Here is a 21,523-nt window from a genome sequence, read left to right as displayed (position 1 = left end):
TCTTGGAGTTCTTCTTTTTTTTATTGTTGCATCATAATTCTGTAAATCAGCATGGCTGCTTCGGCACGTGTGGAATGGGCAGTTGGTGTAAGCTGCTGCTGAGAGTCTCCTTTAATGAGACCTGCTGATACCAGCGCCGCAATATCATTTGCCGCATAATTAGAAATTTGATTATGGTCAGTGTAGCCGTCTAATGCAGAGGAAGAGGTCGTATTCGATTTCCATACCTCTGCAGCCTTCAATGCCCTAGCTGCCATAACAAACATCTCTTGTCTGGAGATGGAATCATGAGGGTGGTAAAGACCGTCGGTTTGGCCCGTAACGACCCCTAATTTCTGAGCAGTCATAAGTCCCTCATAAAAATAATCGTTAGGTGACACATCAGCAAAGCTATTTCCTTCTGCTGCGGATAGACCTAAAGCTCTAACTAATAAAAGTGCGAAATCTGCACGTGTAATAGTCTGTTCGGGTCTAAACTCTGTTTCCGTTACACCATTAATGACACCTTTTGATGTTAGTACTTCTACAATAAACTTCGCCCAATGAGAATCTGTTATATCCCTGAACGTTTTGTGATTGTAAACGGCGGCGTATTGTCCAGATGAATTTGTTGTTGAGAAAATAGCTTGCTTCTTATCTGAATCATAATTCCCGCCTAATACCGGTTGGATGACTCCGTACTCATTGACGTTCCACACTACAATAAAGGTGTTGTTCAATGGAGGTACAGCTTCTAGATAAGGAAGCCCAATTTGTATGGCTGAATTTAAGCTCTCTAATTGAACTGTTGTACCATTCAAAAGTAGCTCGTAATCAATAAGCAAACGTTCACCCAATCGCTTCTTTAAACTTCCTGTTGTATCGACAGATTTGAGGAGCAAAGTAACTGTCTTCACATTGTCCAGTGTCTTCGCCGGGAATAGATTATCCGGAAGTACAAAGGTAGCTAGTGTTGTATTGATCTCAAGCTGCAATGTGGAAGTTCCAACAAGAAATGCAGCGGCAGGGAGAGTGACTTCAAATGAGCTATCATCTGACGATTGTTCCTCTGCAAGCTGAATTCTTAGGATTTTATGGCCTGCAGAATTAGGTTTGGCTAAAGCGATAATCTTTTGTAAGGAAGATTCAGTCAATATCGCACTAGTTTTTCCTCCATTCATAGTAGTAGGTATCTCAATCCTTACGCTACCGTCCAAATGGAGTATAGTAGTGGCCGAATCTCCAACCGATGATCCGGAACTGCCTGAGCTAGGGGCAGCCGTCGGACTTGGAGAAGCCGTCGGACTCGGAGAAACAGTCGGACTCGGAGAAGCCGTCGGGCTCGGAGAAACAGTCGGACTCGGAGAAGCCGTCGGGCTCGGAGAAGTGGTCGGACTCGGAGAAGCCGTCGGACTTGGAGAAGCCGTCGGACTTGGTTCCGGTCCATCAAAAGGAATGAACTTCAAGAAATCGCCCCAGATTATATTCCCGTCAGCATCCCGAGAGTAATTGACTACAGGATTTAAGCTGACAAAGTTAGAATCGGTCAGTTCTAAACCTGATTTATTCGCCGATCGCGTACCGTCAAACATGAAATTATTGTCCGCAGCTAAAGAAGCTGGATATTGGTCTTTTGCAATGTTGGCAGTTCGGTAAGATAAGAAACCGTCAATCGTAAAGTCAGCAGTAATGTGATCATAAGTGGTGAAGCTTATATTACCACGCATATTGTTAAATCCGATGTTGTTGATGGCGATCACACCTGGATTACTATTGCTTGTAAAACCATAAGCGCCATTACCAAAGGCGATGGAATCGCGAATGGTATGTGTGACATGAATGCCTTCGCCACCAAGCTTGAAGCCATTTTTATCACCGGCACCTACGGTTCCGTCTGTTAAGAACCCATTGTTGAAGGCGGCGCTGTGCTCAATCAGCACTGAACCTATCGCTCCTGAGCCTGCTTTCGTATATAAGTCCCAGCCATCGTCGATATTGTTATGCGCCAGACAACCTCTAAAAATATTACCAACACCCGCAGTCAATTTTGCCGCAAAGCCATCGGCATTATTGTCGGATGGATCACGGTTGTCGAAGGAGGTACTGTTGAGAATTAAGTTGTAGGAAGGCCATTCACTGATTTCTATCGCGGTACCATCAGTTCGGCTGATTTGTAGACCAGTGTCACCATTCGCATAGAAACGGCTATTTTCAACGATGTTATAATTGCCTCCCACCGTAAAGCCTTTGGTATTCCCAGCTGAGCGAGTGAAATCAAGCCCCTTCACATGCCAATAGTTTCCGCTCAAGAGAACGCCTTCTGTTTTTTTGTCAAAATCAAAGATAGGTCTTGCTCCTGGTGCTGCTTCTATATACTTTTTGGCGGAGGCTTTACCATCATTGTACTTTTTAATCTCAAGTGGTGATTTCCGCACATAACGACCCTCAAGCACAATAATATGCTGACCTGGTTTAACGAAATCAATCGCAGTATCGATATCAAGTGGGAGATTGATCGTTCCATCTCCGGAGCTTGATCCGGTGGGCGATACGTAGATCTCATCATCTTCGTTATAACTTTTTAGGGTGACGGTAAAGTTGCTGATAATCTTCTCATAAGAGGTCAAATACTGAGTATCATCTGGTAAAAAAGTAATGCTAAAGTTCGTATTTCCTTGATCAAGAAGTTTCGTGGGAATAGAAAGACGTTTACCAGCTATTGCCTCGATATCCTGAGCGATGATCGTAGAACCTTGCTTCAACGTCACCGTTCCGTTGACATTAGAGCGCACAATCATTTGGTAAGCTGGATCTGAGGTTTTACTTAGTGAAAGTATATTTAAGCTAGGTGTGACGGGAGTCGCAGGTGGTTTTATTTTAGGAGAATCTGTAGCTGCTGAAGTGACTGTTAATTGAATATTGCTTACATTAATTGTGGCTAAACGAGCGGCATAGAATCCGACGTACATTTTTGAATCCTGTACGCTAAGAATGTCTGGTGTGAAATGAATAGCTTGCTGGCCATTATTGAGCTGTCCTGTAAAACCACTATTCGTCTTTGCTAACGTTAAATGGTAAGGTGCTGCAGGAACAGTATTGGCAGGTGCCGGACGTTCTTTTTGAAGCATGATGGTTTGAATCCCTTTACTGCCAGTCCCATCCGTTTTTTCAACTCCAGTGCGGACAAAAAGCTGTGTGCCCAGATCGCTTTTCGTCCCGCCGCTATAACCACCGAGGGCAGCTATATTGGATGCAAAGACGCTAGAATTTCCTTGTGTGCCGATGACGTCACGTGCCATAATGCCAAAAGATTCTTGCCCGTCATATGGATTTTTTGCAAAAGCCAACACTTGGACATCCGCAGACAGCACGAAATTATCTTCCGAAGCATCTAGCTCGGTGTAATAGAAGGTAATGCCGTCATGATCTTCGGTGACTTTACCGCCGCCTTCCAAAGCGATCAGCTGGGCGGATCCATCCTCGTTGACAATCGTCTGATTGTTAGCAGCTGAAGTGGACTGACCGAATTGAATGCTTTTCCAAATGGGATCCATCTTTTCTTTTACTGTAACGGAATACGTAATGGGCTTAATAGAAGAATCGGTAGGGAGTATACCAATTTCATACAATCCAGCTGCCTGATTGTCGAACTTGGAAGTGTCGAGCGTATAGCTGTTTAGCTTCTCTCTATCTGAATTATCATACACTTTGGATACGAGCAGATTTTTGCTGTCAAAGTTGTCGTTAATAAAAAAGGTAGTTTTAGGATAGCTGGTGACTTCGATGCCTACTAGTTTTTTAACGTTGACCTTAACTTGAAAAGAGGTTATTAAGCCTTTATGCGCAATTGTGATTTTTTTATCGCCAGATGTCGTGGTGTCGAGAGGAGAGACTTTGTATTCATTGTTCAACAGCCGAATCTGTGTACCATCACTGTAATGAGCATAAACCACAAGTCCTTCTAGTTTGAGGGAGTCACCGATATAGTAGAGTGTTTGTTTAGGTTCATTTCGAATTTCTAAAGCGGATAACGTCGCTGCTTTTACTTCCACATTAAAGGTCGTTGTGATTGCCGGCGCCTCTGTTGAAGTAACGGATACCGCTGTGGAGCCTGATTGCGTAAATAGATACGGTAATAAATCGCTGACCGGTTGTCCGTTAATGGAGAGGGAATAAAGATCACTGGTCAGTTCTTTGGTCAGGAAGCCGTCGTTATAATTGGCAACAAGAACAAGACCTTCTGGATCGAAGGTATCCCCTGGATAATATACGGTTTTAGCTGGATAATACTTCACTGATAATGAGGTCATAGATAATGGAACGATTTGCAAAGGAATGCTCACGAAAGCACCGTTGTAGTTAATGATTATGATATTTTCTCCAACCTTGCTGCTATCAAAGCCTGTAACAATATAATCCGTAGAAGACAAAACGGCCTCACTCTCATCAGAAAAAATAGCCTTAACGACTAATCCAGTCAAATCAAGGGATTCACCAACCAGATAAGTGGTTTTCGTCATTGCGCTGGTATCAGCGGTTAAGCTGGTTACGATTTTGGATTCAAGCTGGATGTCTATGTCACTGAAAGTAACAGTTGCATCTCTAGCTACATAGATTCCGGCAAAAAGAGTATCTGTGAACGTATCGTCCAGTGTTATGATTTCGGTCTGATCACCCACACTTAATCGATAAGTATCTCCTGATTTTTTAATACTTAGCGAATATACAGCTCCTGCGGACGGGGCCTGGATATCGCTAAAAGGATTTAACTTCACTTGGGTGTCTTTTTTATAAAAACCTTTCATTACCTGATCCAAAGCACCCACCGCCGCATAGTTAGAAGTGGTTGTGCTTGTATCTCCGTTCGTCCCAATACTGTCGCGGAGCATAAGACCGAAGGATTTCTGGTTAGGTGTGCTGACAGTGCTATTGCTATTAAAAGCAATCACTGAAGCGGTCGCTTTCAGTTCAAAGTTCGCATCCACCGGAATCTCTTTCGAATAAAAAGATATTCCCTCATCGCTGCTGGAGATTTTGCCGCCGTAAGTCGTCATCGTTACAGAGGTTGGACTTTCAATTATAGGCTCGGGGTTCTTAGTTGGACTAGTGTTGCCTCCGAAGGCGCTGAAGCCCCAAGGTCCTAACTCGATTTGACCTTCTTGACTGAAATGAATATTACGGAACGTAACCGTAGTATTTCTAGCGGTGTAAAGGCCCGCATATTGAATGGAGCCGTCAAAGCTTTCGATCGTTTTGGTTTCATTGCCGATGCGGACAATATACAGATTTCCGGTCTTTTTGATGCTTAATTCGTAATTCTCTCCTTGGTCAGGGCGATTAACGTTATCAAACACGTACCCAAGTTTCTGTAGGCTTGTATTTTGCAATTTGTGAAACGCTTTCATTTCTTGATCCAAAGCACCCACGGCGACATAATCTCCAGAGTAGGCTCCGGATTGGTTATCCCACACATTGCCGCGCAGCATTATTCCGAAGGAAACTTGGTTATTGGCTGTCCAAGCATCCACGTGAGCCGTTGCCTTCAACTCAAAATTAACACTTGGATCAACCTCTATAAAGTAATAAGCGATACCTTCCGTGCTGCCCGATACTTTGCCTCTATCGTTCGAGCTTCGCAGTGTAGCTGATCCATCCGTGTTCTCCGTAATGCCAAAGTTGGCTGCAGTAATCTTGTCTTGCCCCCCAACATCACCAAATACGCTGCCTTGCCATTCACTTTGAATGTTAATCATTCCTTCATAAGGATCAGGTGCTTCCTCTGCAAACATCGATAACGGAAAAGAGGAACACAAAAGCAGGAAGGTTACGAGCATGGCTAACAAACGTTGTTGTTTTCTCAATGATTAAAACCTCTCCTTATATGATCGATTTTGACCAAAGCTAAGCTTGATCATCCGAAATTATACGTTATCACTAAAGCGTACAGCTATAATCAATACGCCATATAACGCTGTTTATGCAGTAGGAGAGGGAGAATCTGAGTTAATGACACCCGGTTTATGCCTTTGCTTCTGCTACTTATGTGGAGTTTTCGGAGCTTGGTGTTGGTGGTTAGCACGCTGGCGTGGTGATTACGGGCGCCGAAACTGCCGATAAGTACGTTCGCAGTGGAAGTCCGCGATCGTTTGAGCGAAAATTACGCCCGCCATTGGAGTTACGGACCGTAATGCAGCTATTTCAGCTAATTCGCTCATTTTCCCTGAGTTTCGGACTGTATAGCTCTTATTGAGCTGAAAAAGTGTATCTGAGGGGTGCTTTTGAGTAAATAGCTGCAACGGAGTCCGATAGCGTGGCGAAAACGAGGATAATTGGCAAATAAGGGCTATGCAGTCCGAACATAGGGAGTTGAGTGGTTACAGACTTAGGTATTCTACAAAATGCTTAGTTTGTGGAAAAATCAAAGCCAACACACGGGCTTGGCTGTGGGTAATTCCTTCCGCGGTTGCCGTTACGGACCGTAATGCAGCTATTTCAGCTAATTCGCTCATTTTCCCTGAGTTTCGGACTGCATAGCTCTTAATGAGCTGAAAAAGTGGATCTGAGGGGTGCTTTAGAGTAAATAGCTGCAACGGAGTCCGATAGCGTGGTGAAATCGAAGATAATTGGCAAATAGGGGCTATACGGTCCGAACGTAGGGAGTTCAACTGGCGAGAGTGTATTAATGGATGGCAAACAGATTAAAACTGGCTTACAAAGTGAACCAAATCATCTAAATATTGCTCAACAACAATATGTCGTGGGAAAAAGACTGCGGTCAAATATGTTCTTAATGGTGATGAGGCATTCTTTTTTGAGAGCATAGAGTGATCAGCATCAGGAAGATAGAAGACGGAGAGTAGGTTTTTAGGAATTTTTTCACGGTAAATACGTTCGGTTTCCTCAACATCTACATTTATATCTTGCCCGCCAAGAACTAAGTGGACAGGAGTAGTGAAGTTTTTTAAATCCTCACTCGCATCTGACTGATAATTTTTAGAGAAAAAACCCCATTTTTCTTTGGAAATTAAATCGTCCGATTGTGCAATTCGCAAGTAACTTTCATATGACGCCTGTTCCTTAAGTAGCAGTAGGATTTGCGCGTTATAATCTTCTCTCTTTTTTATCTCCTTTTCCGAAAAACCTTCTAAAATCATCTCTTGTCTGGTATTGTATTGTCCTTGAGAAATCCATTGAATGGCGGGGGATACAAGAATACTGAAGGCGAGATCAGGCACTTTTTTAACAATCTTGGGAATCACCCAGCCCGCCTGACTTGCTCCCCACAAACCAATAGCTTGAGCATCAATCATAGGTAAGGCTTTAGCCCAGTTAATCGCATATATAGTATCTTGTGCTCTATCCTCCATGCTTTGCTCTAGCCAGTTCCCTGAGGAACCCCCAATACCTGGTTTGTTAAGAGATAAGGAAGCATATCCGGCAGAGGCGAGCTTTTCCCACAAAGGTTTATATCCATCATCGTAAGTATCATTAACTGGGCCATCCCCATGAACAAAAACTACCAGTCCGACGGTTCCAGAGTAGCTTTCGGGCAGAACTAAGGTTCCTGTTAGTTGACCTTGAGGCGTATCAATTTCAATTTTTTGCTCAGTCATTGAGAAAGAATGTTGCTGTAGTACGAACAAGACCGCTGCAATTAACAACGAAATGGTAATCATCCAGACAGTTAGCTTAATTTTCTTTTTCATTCATTGATCCCCCAGATTGTAGCGATGTTGTTCTTGTCATGTAATGCCAAATAGGCTCTTTAAAAAGTAAATGTCTTACCGCGCTATAGTTAGATTTATGGATCTCAAAGTTCAACTGCTGGTACATATTAATGGCTCGTTTATTCTTGTTAGCAACATGTAGCGTTAATTTTTCAACCTCAGAATGACTGTTTACAAAATCCGCCGCCCAACCCAGCAACTCTTTGCCAATTCCCTTATTACGGTGACTGGACCGAACAGCCAAATGAGCCACATAACACTCTTTTGCTCTAGGTTGATAATCCAAAAAATATAACCCAAGGATTAACTTACAAACATTTAAGTATCCAAATTTCTTGAATAGCTGCAAAAAGGGAGCCCGATTCAGTGGTTTAATTGATCCTTTTTTAAGGGAGAGCGTATCCTGCCATTTTAAGTAGATAGTGCCAACCACTTCTCCGTTTTCATAAGCGATTATTTGTTTAGATGATAAGGAAGAAGAATCTTGTTCCCAAAGTCTTATAAGTAGATCAGCAATTTCATTGTCCTCGAGAGAGAGGAGAGAGTGAAATTTCCCATGAAATGCATCTACCAATAGCCTGCTTACAGCCTCACGATCTTGTTCCTGGTAATGGGCGATGATAACCTCGTTTGTACTCATTTAGTAGTATCAGCTAGGGCATGCTCGATTTGAATTTGAAGCTCATAATGAAGCTTGTCGTTGTTAAACATGGATAGGTACGATTTCTCCAGAATGATGATTGGTCCCAATACCATGTAGTGATGCCCATTTAAAAAGTGTTCCAGCTTGGCAATTTCATGATCTACATCCTGATCGTCTGTTACAAAAAATGCTTTATAGAGATAGCACCCTTTTTCTAAAAAAATGTCAGGGGCGGGAGTGGTTTCAATGGTTTCAAAGCATAAGGTTACTTGTTCAGAATCGTATACATAATGCAAATCTGTTTCAAATAAATGATGGTTCTGCGGTCTTTTTTCATATAAACTTCGTGCAGTTAGTGTTTCGTTATCCTCTAGCACCAACCACTTTTTCAGATAACGATTGTCCACATGTTTAATTTGATAATCCCCCTCCATGTTGCCATAATCTGCATGTTCTTTTAGTACCTTTTGTATAAATTGTTGCAGCATTATTAATTGGTTTATTTCTGAGTTGATTTTGTTTAGCGATTTCTCTAACAACTGTTGGTAGTCATTCGTTGCGGATTTATTCATACTTTGGTTAATGGTACTGACAGGGATGTTTAATTTGCGGAGCAACAGGATATGTGCCAATTGATAGATCTCATCGATGCCGTACATCCGGTACTGATTATTGTCTATATAGGATGGAAACAGGATTTCTTTTTCTTCAAAATATCGAATCTGGTGGATAGATACATTCATAAGTTTTGATAGTTCTCCAATTGTAAGGTACGGATTCAAGGGCGGTGCTCCTAACTGTAAGTTATTTGATAAAATAACTATAAACCTTAGGTCAGACCTAAGGTCAAGCGTCGATTAAAATACGGGATAAGCAGAGCACTTTTTTTCTAAATAATGATTAGTAATAGTAATGGGTGGTATTGAAAAAGACATAGATTTTGGAAGGACAATGCGGGGGTGCAACGGATTAGATTCATGATCATTTTTTTGTATAAGCCTTGCTGGTATGACCTTAGAGTTGCCATTACGGACCGTAATGCAGCTATTCGTACATTTCCGCTCGTATTCCAAAAGTTAGGGACTGCATAGCTCTTATTAGCTGCAAATCGACTCAAAATGGGGTGGTTATGAGCATATAGTTGCAACTGAGTCCGATAGCGTGGCGAAAACGAAGATAATTGGGAAATAAGAGCTATACGGTCCGAACGTAACTTTGTTAATCAAACCAAACTAATCAAAACAAACTAATCAAATCAAATCATCACATTCTAAGCTGATAGCTTCGATTCCGTTCTTTTCCACCGACGATCTCTAGTAGCTGCTGTTCAACTAACTCATGTAAAACACGTCGGGCATGACGATTAGTGACTCTAAGATGATGGGTGAGTTCAACAGGTGTGAAAGGACGCAGAAGACGTCTTGCGAAACGAAGTGTTTCAGCTTCTAACCATGTTAATGAAGAGGGCACGTCTGAAGCCATGAATTTGCCGATGAATGCGAGTACTAGTTGTTGACATAGCTGAGGCTCGTCCGTGATTGAGGGATAGGCGATGGATAGGAAGGTCCAACCGTCTAGCGATAATAAGGAATGGCGTCTACATAAATCTTTGAATCGTCGTACATCAAGATCTCTAGCATGCGGACCGTAGCCTTGAATCTCAATTCCGCCCTTTGCTCCACCTGGCATATAGGCCAGATCAAGATAACGATAACCATTGTTGAAATCGCGCACTTCCCATTCGGGGAACAAGTAGTTGAAGTTTCCTACAGCAGGAAACCATACCGCACGTAGAAATTCGACTGTTCCATAGCCCAACCCTTTTGCAAGAAGCTCCTGTCTGCGGGGATTGTTCTCCTTATCCAAGTTGATCTGTAACCATTCCTCTAGTTGCTGTTCGAATCTGAACATTTTGTGTATCCTCCTTAAGTAATTTTTTTTGAAAAAAGAAAAAGCCGCTCCCATACAATTCCTCCTGAGCTCAGCCCAGGATAGAGATTGTATAAAAGCGGCGTGTTCTTCACGACCTATAGTTGCTATTATAACGAGTGCTGAAGATTTCTTCAATGAGTTACTGTGTATAAAGATGACGAATCTGATTAGGTTTTAGTTGAAGGAAGCTAGCATGGTGAACGAGCTGAATTTGCTGAAGTTACTAGTTACTCTAAAAGCGGATTCTTCCCCCGCGCGGCCGCATGGCTTTTCTAGGACGATCATCATGTGGTTACTGATCCGCAAAAATGGATTACGTGCTCTGCGCAATATCATTATTCATTTTCGAACGTTGCGGACCGTATTGCAGCTATTCGTACATTTTCGCTCGTATTCCAAAAGTTACGGACTGCATAGCTCTTATTAGCTGCAAATCGACTCAAAATGGGGTAGTTATGAGCGAATAGTTGCAACTGAGTCCGATAGCGTGGCAAAACCCTCATTTTTCAGCAAATAAGGTCTCCTGAGTCCGCATGCGTGCGGTGTAAGTATTCAGAGTTCCCAACGACGTCAGAATTGTCTATCTAGTCCAAGTCGTCAGATTATCATTGTGTCCATGTCTTCCATGTCCCAAAGTCGTGTAACTCCAGCATGAACGGACCGTATTGCAGCTATTCGTACATTTTCGCTCGTATTCCAAAAGTTACGGACTGCATAGCTCTTATTAGCTGCAAATCGACTCAAAATGGGGTAGTTATGAGCGAATTGTTGCAACTGAGTCCGATAGCGTGGCAAAACCCTCATTTTTCAGCAAATAAGGTCTCCTGAGTCCGCATGCGCGCGGCAGATACATTCGAGTTGCCAAAGTAGCACAAGTCGCCCAACTGGTCCTTTCATTTCGTCATTAAACTCATCATGTTCATACCGTCGTCCTACTCATCGTGCTCACACCGTCATCCTACTCATCATGGTCATATCAGACCATCTTTTCATACAAGTCCCGCTTTTTCAGAAAAAAATCCTAATAAAGGCCCATTACTTTGTCGAATTGTGAAGGAAATTAGAAAATTTTATAGAATTATCTATGTTCATCTAAACTTTTTACTCTTCAACACGTGTTGCAGGATGGCCCTGGTGATTGCTGCAGCTTTACTCTTCCATAAAAGGGGCCGATACGATGCTCAAAAGGACATTACTTATCTATCTGATTGGTTTAATTTTATTATCTGCGATTCCTCTATCCATTCTTATGGGTCACGATAAACAAGGGAGTCACCTGCAAGTGCAGCATGGAGTCATGGATCTCGCAGCTTGGGATTACGAACAGGATAAGATTATCAAGTTAGACGGTGAATGGGAGTTTTATTGGAATCACTTATTAACTCCTGAGCATTTTAGGGCGGGTAGCGCAGATATACCTGCTTCTTCAGCTTGGATGGAGGTGCCCTCCCGGTGGAACGGCAACATCGTTAATGGAAGCCCTTTACCCGCCTTCGGTTCTGCTACCTATCGGATGGTTCTAAAAAACCTGCCCGTAAGTGGGGTATTCGCCTTGAAAAAAACAAATATCCGCTTTTCAAGCAGGATTTTTGTTAATGGACAGTCAGTTATTGAGGATGGTAATCCTGCTGCTAATGAAGCTGATTATCGGTCAGGGAATATCCCGCAGATTGGGCTTTTTTCGTCTGATAAGGGAGATGTAGAAATCATAATTCAAGTCTCCAACTTCGATTATGTAAATGGGGGCATTCCGGTTTCTTTATCCTTTGGTGAGGAAGCAGCAATGATGGAGGTTCAGCAGAAGAGTACGGCCCGTGAATTTAGCACCGTTGCTATTTTAGGCACACTTGCCCTTATCTTTTTTATCTGCTTTGGGGCAGCGTCCTTATACCGTAAGCAGGATTACTCTTTACTTGTGTTTGCGACTATTTGTTTGCTGTTTGCGATATATCATGGGTTGATCGGTGAGCGTTCACTCTTACTCTTTTTCCCTAAACTTTCGTTCATAATGCTCTACAAAGTAAAGGATATAAGCTCCATCTCCTGCTTTATTGTGCTCGCAATATTTTTTTACCAAATGCACAAAAGCATAATATCTTTAAAATTCACTCAAGCCATAACGATTGTTTTAGGCAGCTTTATAATTCTGGTCGCCATCCTGCCGATTCGTTCTTACACGGTCATTTATCCGTATGTGATTATTTTATATGAGCTGATGTTAATTTGGATGTTATGTAGAGTGGCCACCCTGTATATCAGAAGCGCAGAAGTAAATAGAATCAAATTGCTGCTGATGTTTATGGCGATTCTAGCTATTAATCTATATTCCATAGATATTATTCTGTTTGCTCTATCTATAAAAGAGAACCTTTGGCTCGGACAGTTTTACATTGTGGCTTTTAATATCATCATGATCGTGCTGATTGTTCTACGTTTTTTTGAAGCCTACCATACCATAGACGAGATGAAAAACCAGTTGATCGGGCTGGATAAAATTAAAGATGAATTCCTTTCCAACACCTCACATGAACTAAAAACACCTCTGAATGCCATAGTGAACATTACAGCTACGCTGCTGGATGGGGTTGAGGGTCCAGTTAATGAAAAACAAGCGCAGAATCTAGCGATCGTAATCGGGAGCGGCAGAAGATTAACACATATGGTAAATGAACTACTCGATTATTCCAAAATGAAGTACGGAGACATCACATTATACAAAAGCAAACTGGATTTGAAAGCCGTTGTTGATTCCGTCATTGGCATTCATTCTTTTCTGCTCGGAGAAAAGTCGATCCTGCTCGTTAACAGAGTCGCTTCGAATTTCCCTATGGTGAATGCAGATGGCAATCGCCTGATTCAAATTTTCCACAACTTGGTTGATAATGCGATTAAATTTACGGAACAGGGTGAAATAGAGATTAGTGCCAGAGTTATTCAGGAGTGGGTGGAAGTACGTGTGGCAGACACAGGTTTGGGAATCTCACCGGAAATGCAGGAGCGTATTTTCAAAGCTTTTGAGCAGGTGGATGAGGCGGAGATTCATAGTCATGGTGGAACAGGGCTCGGATTAAGTATTACTAAGAAGCTAGTAGAACTGCATGGCGGGAACATAGCTGTGGAATCTACAGTGGGAAAAGGTTCGGTGTTTATTTTTACACTTCCACGGTGGGATAAAGCGGTTAAGCCAATCACGAGACCTACCCTTAAGGCGGTACATTCTTATAAAGAATTAAGTTTCTCCCATGGTGGTTATCCCCTTTATATCAAAGGCGAGATCGATGAGCCCATTTTAGTAGTGGACGATGATTTTGCCAATCTGCAATCTATGATCAATCTGTTTAAGCTAGAGAAATATTCTATTGTGGTTGTTAATCGCGGACAGATGGCACTTGAGGAGCTAGCGAAAAACACAGATTTTTTTCTGGTGGTACTGGATATTACCATGCCGGACATTTCGGGTTACGAGGTTCTGCAAAAGATTAGAGAGAGATTTACTCCTTTTGAGCTGCCTGTGTTAATGTTGACGGCCAAGAACAGGGTGAGCGATATGAAGATGTCCATGGATAACGGTGCAAATGACTATGTGGGAAAACCTTTTGAAGCTGAAGAGCTAATGGCACGTGTTAAAAGTCTGACCCGATTGAGAGCTTCCGTGAAGACTGCCAAAGACGCTGAAATTGCTTTTTTACGATCCCAGATCAAACCTCATTTCTTATACAATGCTCTGAATTCAATTGCTGAACTATGTGTGGAAGAACCAGAGAAGGCCGAAGAGTTGACACTGCAGCTGTCACAGTATTTGCGAAGCAGCTTTGATTTCAAACAACTGGATTCACTAACGAGTTTGGAGAATGAGCTTGAGCTGGTAGAGGCTTATATCAATATTGAAAAAGCACGCTTCGGTGCCAGATTAAATGTGGAATATGATGTGAGAGTAAATACGGATTACCGGATTCCTCCGCTGATTCTACAGCCTTTGGTCGAAAATGCAATAAGGCATGGCCTAATGTCCAATTTGCGGGGTGGCACGGTAAATATATCTGTAAAGGAATTAGAGAATTCGCTGATTAGCTTTATTGTGGAGGATAATGGATCTGGAATGAGTGAGCATAAATTGAAAGAAGTAATGAAGTCAGATGTAGATAAAAGAGGGGTGGGGCTGTGGAATATCAGTCAGCGCATAAAGCTGTTATATGGAACAAATATTCATATTCAAAGTGCTGAAGGATTAGGCACAACGGTATCTTTTGAAATTCCAATACAGCAGCTTAAGCGGATGGGAGGTTAAGGCATGCTGCGAGCGATTATTGTAGATGATGAGGAGTTATCGGTAAAACGCCTGAAGCGGATCTTATCGCAGAGCGGAGAGATTGAAGTCTATGAGACGTTTTTGGATCCAGCGGAAGCCTATGCTTTTGCGAAGGCCCAACCGATAGATGTAGCTTTTTTGGATATTTCTATGCCTGAGACGAATGGGATGAAGCTTTCTAGCCTTTTGCATGAATTGGATGAATCGATAGATGTGGTTTTTGTAACCGGATTTGATGAGTATGCGCTGCAGGCTTTTGACCTAAGTGCAGTGGATTATCTTTTGAAGCCTGTAACTGCGGAGCGGTTGTCTAAGACGTTAGAGAAACTCAAAAAAATGAATCGAAATACAACGGCTGAGCCTACGTTAGAAGTTTTTTTATTTAATGGTTTAAAAGTGTATCGCAGAACGCAGAACAGAGAGCTAATCAAGCTGAGAAGTCCAAAAACAGAAGAATTATTTGCTTTTCTGGTTAGTAAAGGAACGGTTAGCCGGGAGGAAATTATCGACACGTTGTGGAGCGGATTGGAGCCTGAAAAAGCATGGAAGAATCTGAACTCGACGCTGTATTATATTCGAAAAGCAATCGGCGCCAATTATATAAAAGCAAGCAGGAACGAAATTCATGTAGTAGAGAGCAGCATTTATTGTGATCTGTATGAATTTGAGCGATTGTTAAAGCAAATCAGGCAAACCTCTGAAAGACATGTTGAATGGATGATTCAAGCAGAAGTTTTATACTCAGGAGCATTACTCAAAGGAAAAGCTTATGAATGGGCTAGTAGCAGGACCCGGAGACTCGAGCATGAATATATAGGATTGCTGGAGCTGGCTGCAAGATTTCATTTAGAGCAGAATCAGCAGCATCAAGCACTGCATTATTTTGGAGAAATATTAAAATTAGATTCCTTGCGAGAGGACATCTATCATGAAATCATCAACTTATTAATTGAATTAGGGAGAATGAATGAAGCACAGCGGAAATTTGGCCAATTGGAAGAGATGTTGCAGCAAGAGCTCGGAACAACACCCGATCCTAAACTCAAAGCGTTAATGAAACAGAAGTTATTGTAATGGAAGGAACCTTCGAATGGATGGTTATCGAGGGTTCTTTTTTTGTTTATTTTTTGTTTATCTTAATTTTGTATAATACTCTCGATTATTGTCGAATTAATGACATGATTTATGCTAGAGGGGGAAATAGAGTTTGAAGCCATCATTTATGAAAATAGGCATTAGTATTTCTTTATGTACTGGACTTGTGGTGCAGGGGGTGGGTCCTATGCAAACTCCAATCATAAGTGCAAAAGCTAGTTTCGGTTGGATCGAGAATAGCCCAGCTATAATAACGTCCATCAATGAAGATGACTATTCCAACGCAGGTGTTGAGGTAGCCAGCTTTTTGTCAGGAAAAGTATCGGATCCAGAGTTAACAGGGATTGCTGTAGTAGCTTTAGATAATACCAAAGGGGCCTGGCAGTATTACAACACGGTGGGAAGAATTTGGTATAATATCGAGCCGGTTTCGAACAGTAATGCTTTTCTGCTGCTGAAATCGGAGAAAATCCGTTTTGTCCCGGCTAAAGACTGGAACGGAACTGCTTCCATTAGCTTTAAGCTATGGGATACGACAGCATCAGGTTATCAAAATTATCAAAAAAATGCGAATACCACAGTATCTGCCGCGTTCAGCTCAGATCCGGGTATAGCCGTAATTACTGTAAATCCAGTGAACGATGCACCTTATCTGACAGAACTAAATGGTGGGGACTATCTTAGTTTTGACGGCAACGGGGATTATGTGACCTTCCCGGATCAACGGATTTATGGGAATTCTTTTACAGTTGAAGGATTTTTGAAGGTAGATGCTTTTCAGACCTGGATGAGATTTTTTGAATCATCGATCGCAGAGCAGAACCACAATATTTTTGTGGGTTTTAACGGCAAACGGATGAATTTCACTGCCTACACTAATAAGGGAGATATTAATGTCACTGAGGATTTCCCGATTTCTAAATGGGTTCATGTCGCGATTGTTTATGATCACAGTCAGAAAAAGGGACGGATTTATTGGGATGGTGTACTTAAGGCAGAAGGGGCTATGGATTTAAGTACTGTAGGCAACGTTGCACGTCCGAATAACTGGCTTGGAAAAAGCACGTGGAGACAGGACGGAGATTATAACGGTGGAATGAGAGACGTGAGGTTCTGGAGTAAAGCCAAGACCCAAAGTGATATTGTTCGAGAAATGAATGTCGACTTGACAGGCTCGGAGCCTAATCTGGCTTTAAACTATAAATTAGCGAATAGCAATGATGGGAATGTCGCTATTAATACTTCTGGTCTTCCCCTTAAGAACGGTACAATTACTGGGGCAACCTGGAAGCAGGACACAGGTTTTATGGGGAATACTACAACCGATAAAAACAAGTCGGTCTCACGATCCTTTAAGGTCCTCGATGTGGATGGAGATGACCTACAAGTATCAGCTACTTCCTCGAATATGCTCTTAATTCCGAATAATGGACTGAAAATAAGTGGAAGTGGTGAGCAACGAACTTTAGAAATAACACCCGCAGCGAATGCTTTTGGCACCAGTGTGATTTCAGTCAAAGTAAGTGATGGAACATTAAACAACACCTACACTTTTAATGTGACCGTAAACAATACGGGGGATGTAATCGTAACCGGAGTGTCTTTGGATAAACCATCACTGAGTTTAACGCAAGGAGAAGCAGGGGACACACTTAGTGCCGTAATAACACCTGCTGATGCCACGAACAAAACAGTAAATTGGAGCTCTAGTGATGAAACTGTTGCAACCGTTGTAAACGGAGTGGTAACTCCAGTTGGCGTTGGAACAGCGATCATCACGGTAACGACTACTGATGGAAGTTTTACTGCTTCGTCTGTAGTAAATGTGAGTGCTCCCATCCCACCCGTTGTGGACGTAACTGGAGTGAAGCTAGATCAGGAGACACTGAATTTAACAACTGGAGAAGCTGATGGACTCCTAAAAGCAACAATAGAGCCTGCCAATGCAACGGATAAAGACGTGATCTGGAGCTCTAGCGATGAGACAGTCGCGACCGTTGTGAACGGAGTAGTAACTCCGGTTGGAGAGGGTACCGCAGTTATTACGGTAACGACCAAAGATGGAAGTTTTAAGGCTTCAACCACAGTAAATGTGAGTGCCCCAATCCCACCCGTTGTGGACGTAACTGGAGTGAAGCTAGATCAGGAGACACTGAATTTAACAGCTGGTGAAGCTAATGGAATTCTAAAAGCAACAATAGAGCCTGCCAATGCAACGGATAAAGACGTGATCTGGAGCTCCAGCGATGAGACAGTTGCGACCGTAGTAAACGGAGTAGTAACTCCGGTTGGAGAGGGTACCGCAGTTATTACGGTAACGACGAAAGATGGAAGTTTTACGGCTTCAACCACAGTAAATGTGAGTGCCCCAATCCCACCCGTTGTGGACGTAACTGGAGTGAAGCTAGATCAGGAGACACTGAATTTAACAGCTGGAGAAGCTGATGGACTCCTAAAAGCAACAATAGAGCCTGCCAATGCAACGGATAAAGACGTGATCTGGAGCTCTAGCGATGAGACAGTCGCGACCGTTGTGAACGGAGTAGTAACTCCGGTTGGAGAGGGTACCGCAGTTATTACGGTAACGACCAAAGATGGAAGTTTTAAGGCTTCAACCACAGTAAATGTGAGTGCTCCAATCCCGCCGGTTGTGGACGTAACTGGAGTGAAGCTAGATCAGGAGACACTGGAATTAACAGCTGGTGAAGCTGATGGACTCCTAAAAGCAACAATAGAGCCTGCCAATGCAACGGATAAAGATGTGATCTGGAGCTCTAGCGATGAGACAGTCGCGACCGTTGTGAACGGAGTAGTAACTCCGGTTGGTGAGGGTACCGCAGTTATTACGGTAACGACCAAAGATGGAAGTTTTAAGGCTTCAACCACAGTAAATGTAGCCGCTCCTAAGCCACCTAGCGTTATCGTAACTGGGGTGACTTTAGACCATACAGAACTTAACTTAACGGTGGGTGAAGGCGACGGTAATCTACAAGTTACAGTAGCACCTGCTAATGCGACAAATAAAGGTGTGATCTGGAGCTCCAGCGATGAGACAGTAGCTAAGGTTGTTTATGGAGTAGTAACTCCGATTGGTGAGGGAACAGCCATCATTACGGTAACGACGAAAGATGGAAGTTATACGGCTTCTACAACCGTCACTGTGAAGGCTCCTGTTAAGCCAGTTACAGCACCAGGAATTCCAACATCTGTAACTGCAACTGCAGAGAATGGTCAAGCAATCATCACCTTTATACCGCCGGTGAACGATGGAGGCAGCGAAATCATAGGATATATTGTAACTGCTAATCCGGGAGGTTTGACGGTTACGGGAACTGGAAGTCCGCTGACAATCAGTGGTTTGACGAATGGAACAAGCTATACCTTCACGATACAGGCAATCAATAAAGCTGGCATCAGCGAATCCTCTGCTGAGTCCAATGCAGTTGTTCCTAGCACTTCATCTGGTGGTGATGTTGTTGTTCCGTGGCAACCAACCCCATCAGCAACTCCGGCACCTGTGGTAAATGATGCTTCCATCCTAATCAATGGTAAAGCGGAAACAGTGGGAACCGCAACGAATGGTAAACGGAATGAGCAAACGTTAACCACCATTGTGTTAGATCAGAAGAAGCTAGAGGACAAGCTCGCCACTGAAGGTAAAGGTACGGTAGTTTCTATCGCTGCAAATAGTAAATCTGATGTTATAGTTGGCGAACTAAACGGACAAATGGTTAAAAATATGCAGGGTAATCAGGCAATTCTTGAGATCAAAACAGGAAATGCGACATTTACACTGCCTGCTCAGCAAATTAATATTGACGCTTTGAACGAGCAAATCGGCAAGTCGGTAGCTTTGCAAGATATTAAGATACAGATTGAAATTAGCGCCCCTACAGCCGATAAAGTTAAAGCTTTAGAAGCAGCTGCGCAAAAAGGATCCTTTTCATTAGTTTCCGCGCCAGTTAATTTTACGGCCAGAGGTATCTACGGAGATAAGAGTATTGAACTTTCCCAATTCAATACGTATGTTAAACGTACCATAGCCATTCCTGAGGGGATGGACCCGAACAAGATTACAACTGGAGTGTATGTTGATTCCGAAGGTTCGGTACACCATGTACCTACTAAAGTGGTTGTAATTGATGGCAAATATTTTGCTACTATCAACAGCTTAAGCGGAGGTACTTACTCAGTAATCTGGCATCCGCTTGAATTTAGTGATGTGGCTAATCACTGGGCAAAAGAGGCAGTGAACGATATGGGCTCTCGATTAGTCATTGAGGGAACAGGTAATGGTCAATTTACTCCGGATCAAGCCATTACCCGTGCAGAGTTTGCGGCGATTGTTGTACGCGGTCTGGGACTTGAGATGGAACAAGCTGCAACACCATTCTCAGATGTAAAGACCACGGATTGGTATAACAGTGCGATCAACACAGCATTTGCTTATCAATTAATCAATGGTTTTGAAGATGGTATGTTCCGCCCTGATGAACATATTACCCGCGAACAAGCGATGTTAATTATCGCCAAAGCGATGAAAATTACAGCGCTACAGACTAAGCTTTCTGTTCAATCGGCTGACGTTTTGTTAGCTCCATTTACAGATAGTAGTGAGGTTTCTAACTGGGCGATCAGTGGAGTTACTGACACTTTGCAGGCAGGCATTATCATGGGAAGAAGCAGTAAAGGGCTTGCTCCAAAAGATGATATGACAAGAGCTGAGGTTGCAGAGATCGTGAAGCGGCTACTTGAAAAGTCGGATTTAATTTAATCTACTAAGCTCCAGAATTGTGATGAAGACAGAGGATTCGTTCAAAGAACATTGAACGAGTCCTCTTTTCTTTTTATGGTTAGCCAAGCAGGAGAATGGCTAGTTATCCAGAAAAAATAACTTAGCTCGTTTATACGATAATTAGAAAAGAGGCGAAATCTATGGAAATAAATCCACTCATTAATGATGTATTTCAGGCAGCAGAATCAGGCAATGTAGAACGGCTGAAAGAAATCCTGGAAGCTCATCCGTACCTTGCGAATATGGAGAATAACGAGGGTCTTACACCGCTTGGTTATGCCGCGCATTTTGGTAAAGTGGAAGCTGTTCAGGTTTTGTTAGACTATGGTGCTGACATTGATGCAGTGTCACATTCCCAAATCAGCTATATTCCATCCAACACAGCATTACATGCGGCAATTGCTGTTGAGCGAAATATGGAGGTGATCCGGGTTCTTTTGCAACATCAGGCCAAGACCAATATATTTGATAGTGATGGATATACTTCCCTACATTCTGCTGCTTTTCATACGGATAATGTAGAACTAATAGAGTTGTTAATCGAACATGACGCCGACATTTCTGCTAAAATTAAAAGTGGTGAATCTGTATGGTCGGTTGCGATTAAGCAGAGTAATCATAATGTTGCAGAATTTCTCCGCGGAAAAGGAGTAGTCTTGAATGAAAATCACAGTGGATGATAAGAATGATTCAACGGTAGCTATAATCTCTGGAGAAGAGATCATTATCAATAATGTAAGGGATGCCTTAGACTTAATGATGAATGTGAAATACCAAGGATGCGATAAAATGCTTCTGAGGAAGGAACAGATTACGGATGATTTTTTCGAGCTAAAGTCTGGAATTGCTGGTGAGATTGCTCAAAAATATACAAACTATCAGATGAGAGTTGCTATCGTAGGAGAATTTACAAGCTATAACAGCAAAAGTCTGAATGATTTTATTTACGAATGCAATCAAGGCGATAAGATGTTGTTCAAAAGTACTGAAGCTGAGGCTTTAGCAGCCCTTCATTTATGCAAATCGTGGAGATGATCCAGAGA

General features: G+C 42.5%; 11 protein-coding genes. 6 read left to right on the top strand and 5 right to left on the bottom strand.

The annotated features are described in order from the left end of the window. Positions 1-20: 20 nt before the first annotated feature. The 5 genes from NYE35_RS18460 to NYE35_RS18440 all read right to left on the bottom strand — a co-directional run bounded on the left by NYE35_RS18460 (position 21) and on the right by NYE35_RS18440 (position 10,260). Positions 21-5,840, bottom strand: coding sequence for a bacterial Ig-like domain-containing protein (locus tag NYE35_RS18460; RefSeq protein WP_341121845.1), 5,820 nt, complete (start codon positions 5,838-5,840; stop codon positions 21-23). 837 nt (positions 5,841-6,677) lie between these two features. Next, on the bottom strand, positions 6,678-7,685 hold the full coding sequence (locus NYE35_RS18455) for an alpha/beta hydrolase family protein (protein WP_341121843.1): 1,008 nt from the start codon (positions 7,683-7,685) through the stop codon (positions 6,678-6,680). Then, positions 7,669-8,346 (bottom strand): GNAT family N-acetyltransferase, encoded by a 678-nt coding sequence (locus tag NYE35_RS18450; protein ID WP_341121842.1) that lies wholly within the window; start codon positions 8,344-8,346, stop codon positions 7,669-7,671. Before NYE35_RS18450 ends, NYE35_RS18455 begins: the two co-directional genes overlap by 17 nt. Continuing rightward, entirely contained in the window at positions 8,343-9,131 is a 789-nt protein-coding gene (locus NYE35_RS18445) for a MerR family transcriptional regulator (RefSeq protein ID WP_036688167.1), read from the bottom strand. Before NYE35_RS18445 ends, NYE35_RS18450 begins: the two co-directional genes overlap by 4 nt. 481 nt (positions 9,132-9,612) lie before the next feature. Beyond that, positions 9,613-10,260, bottom strand: a complete 648-nt coding sequence (locus NYE35_RS18440; RefSeq protein WP_094903895.1) for a transcriptional regulator — start codon at positions 10,258-10,260, stop codon at positions 9,613-9,615. A gap of 214 nt (positions 10,261-10,474) precedes the next feature. Here NYE35_RS18440 and NYE35_RS18435 point away from each other — a divergent pair, with 214 nt between their 5' ends. The 6 genes from NYE35_RS18435 to NYE35_RS18410 all read left to right on the top strand — a co-directional run bounded on the left by NYE35_RS18435 (position 10,475) and on the right by NYE35_RS18410 (position 21,515). Then, positions 10,475-10,708 (top strand): hypothetical protein, encoded by a 234-nt coding sequence (locus NYE35_RS18435; RefSeq protein WP_326046858.1) that lies wholly within the window; start codon positions 10,475-10,477, stop codon positions 10,706-10,708. A gap of 750 nt (positions 10,709-11,458) precedes the next feature. Continuing rightward, positions 11,459-14,569 carry an ATP-binding protein gene (locus NYE35_RS18430; RefSeq protein ID WP_143759092.1) on the top strand — a complete coding sequence of 1,037 codons (3,111 nt, stop codon included), beginning with the start codon at positions 11,459-11,461 and terminating at the stop codon, positions 14,567-14,569. Between the two features lie 3 nt (positions 14,570-14,572). Beyond that, positions 14,573-15,664, top strand: coding sequence for a response regulator (locus tag NYE35_RS18425; RefSeq protein ID WP_076106173.1), 1,092 nt, complete (start codon positions 14,573-14,575; stop codon positions 15,662-15,664). A 208-nt stretch (positions 15,665-15,872) separates the two neighbouring features. After that, positions 15,873-20,459 (top strand): Ig-like domain-containing protein, encoded by a 4,587-nt coding sequence (locus tag NYE35_RS18420; protein WP_341121839.1) that lies wholly within the window; start codon positions 15,873-15,875, stop codon positions 20,457-20,459. A 161-nt stretch (positions 20,460-20,620) separates the two neighbouring features. Further along, positions 20,621-21,160, top strand: coding sequence for an ankyrin repeat domain-containing protein (locus NYE35_RS18415; protein ID WP_341121837.1), 540 nt, complete (start codon positions 20,621-20,623; stop codon positions 21,158-21,160). Then, the gene (locus tag NYE35_RS18410; protein WP_036688100.1) at positions 21,141-21,515 is read left to right on the top strand and encodes a DUF4180 domain-containing protein; all 375 of its coding nucleotides are present in this window, start codon (positions 21,141-21,143) and stop codon (positions 21,513-21,515) included. The genes NYE35_RS18415 and NYE35_RS18410 overlap by 20 nt, the downstream gene beginning before the upstream one ends. Positions 21,516-21,523: the final 8 nt, after the last annotated feature.

It is taken from the genome of Paenibacillus sp. FSL L8-0494 (assembly GCF_038003695.1).
Lineage (GTDB): Bacteria > Bacillota > Bacilli > Paenibacillales > Paenibacillaceae > Paenibacillus_AQ > Paenibacillus_AQ odorifer.
Note: the sequence above shows the minus strand (reverse complement) of the source record. Positions and strands in the feature narration are given on the sequence as shown.

Excerpts from the sequence above, each read along its gene's own strand:
- NYE35_RS18440 (WP_094903895.1), bottom strand. The coding sequence starts at position 10,260 with ATGTTCAGATTCGAACAGCAACTAGAGGAATGGTTACAGATCAACTTG.
- NYE35_RS18410 (WP_036688100.1), top strand. The coding sequence starts at position 21,141 with ATGAAAATCACAGTGGATGATAAGAATGATTCAACGGTAGCTATAATC.
- NYE35_RS18415 (WP_341121837.1), top strand. The coding sequence starts at position 20,621 with ATGGAAATAAATCCACTCATTAATGATGTATTTCAGGCAGCAGAATCA.
- NYE35_RS18430 (WP_143759092.1), top strand. The coding sequence starts at position 11,459 with ATGCTCAAAAGGACATTACTTATCTATCTGATTGGTTTAATTTTATTA.
- NYE35_RS18435 (WP_326046858.1), top strand. The coding sequence starts at position 10,475 with ATGGTGAACGAGCTGAATTTGCTGAAGTTACTAGTTACTCTAAAAGCG.
- NYE35_RS18425 (WP_076106173.1), top strand. The coding sequence starts at position 14,573 with ATGCTGCGAGCGATTATTGTAGATGATGAGGAGTTATCGGTAAAACGC.
- NYE35_RS18450 (WP_341121842.1), bottom strand. The coding sequence starts at position 8,346 with ATGAGTACAAACGAGGTTATCATCGCCCATTACCAGGAACAAGATCGT.
- NYE35_RS18420 (WP_341121839.1), top strand. The coding sequence starts at position 15,873 with ATGCAAACTCCAATCATAAGTGCAAAAGCTAGTTTCGGTTGGATCGAG.
- NYE35_RS18455 (WP_341121843.1), bottom strand. The coding sequence starts at position 7,685 with ATGAAAAAGAAAATTAAGCTAACTGTCTGGATGATTACCATTTCGTTG.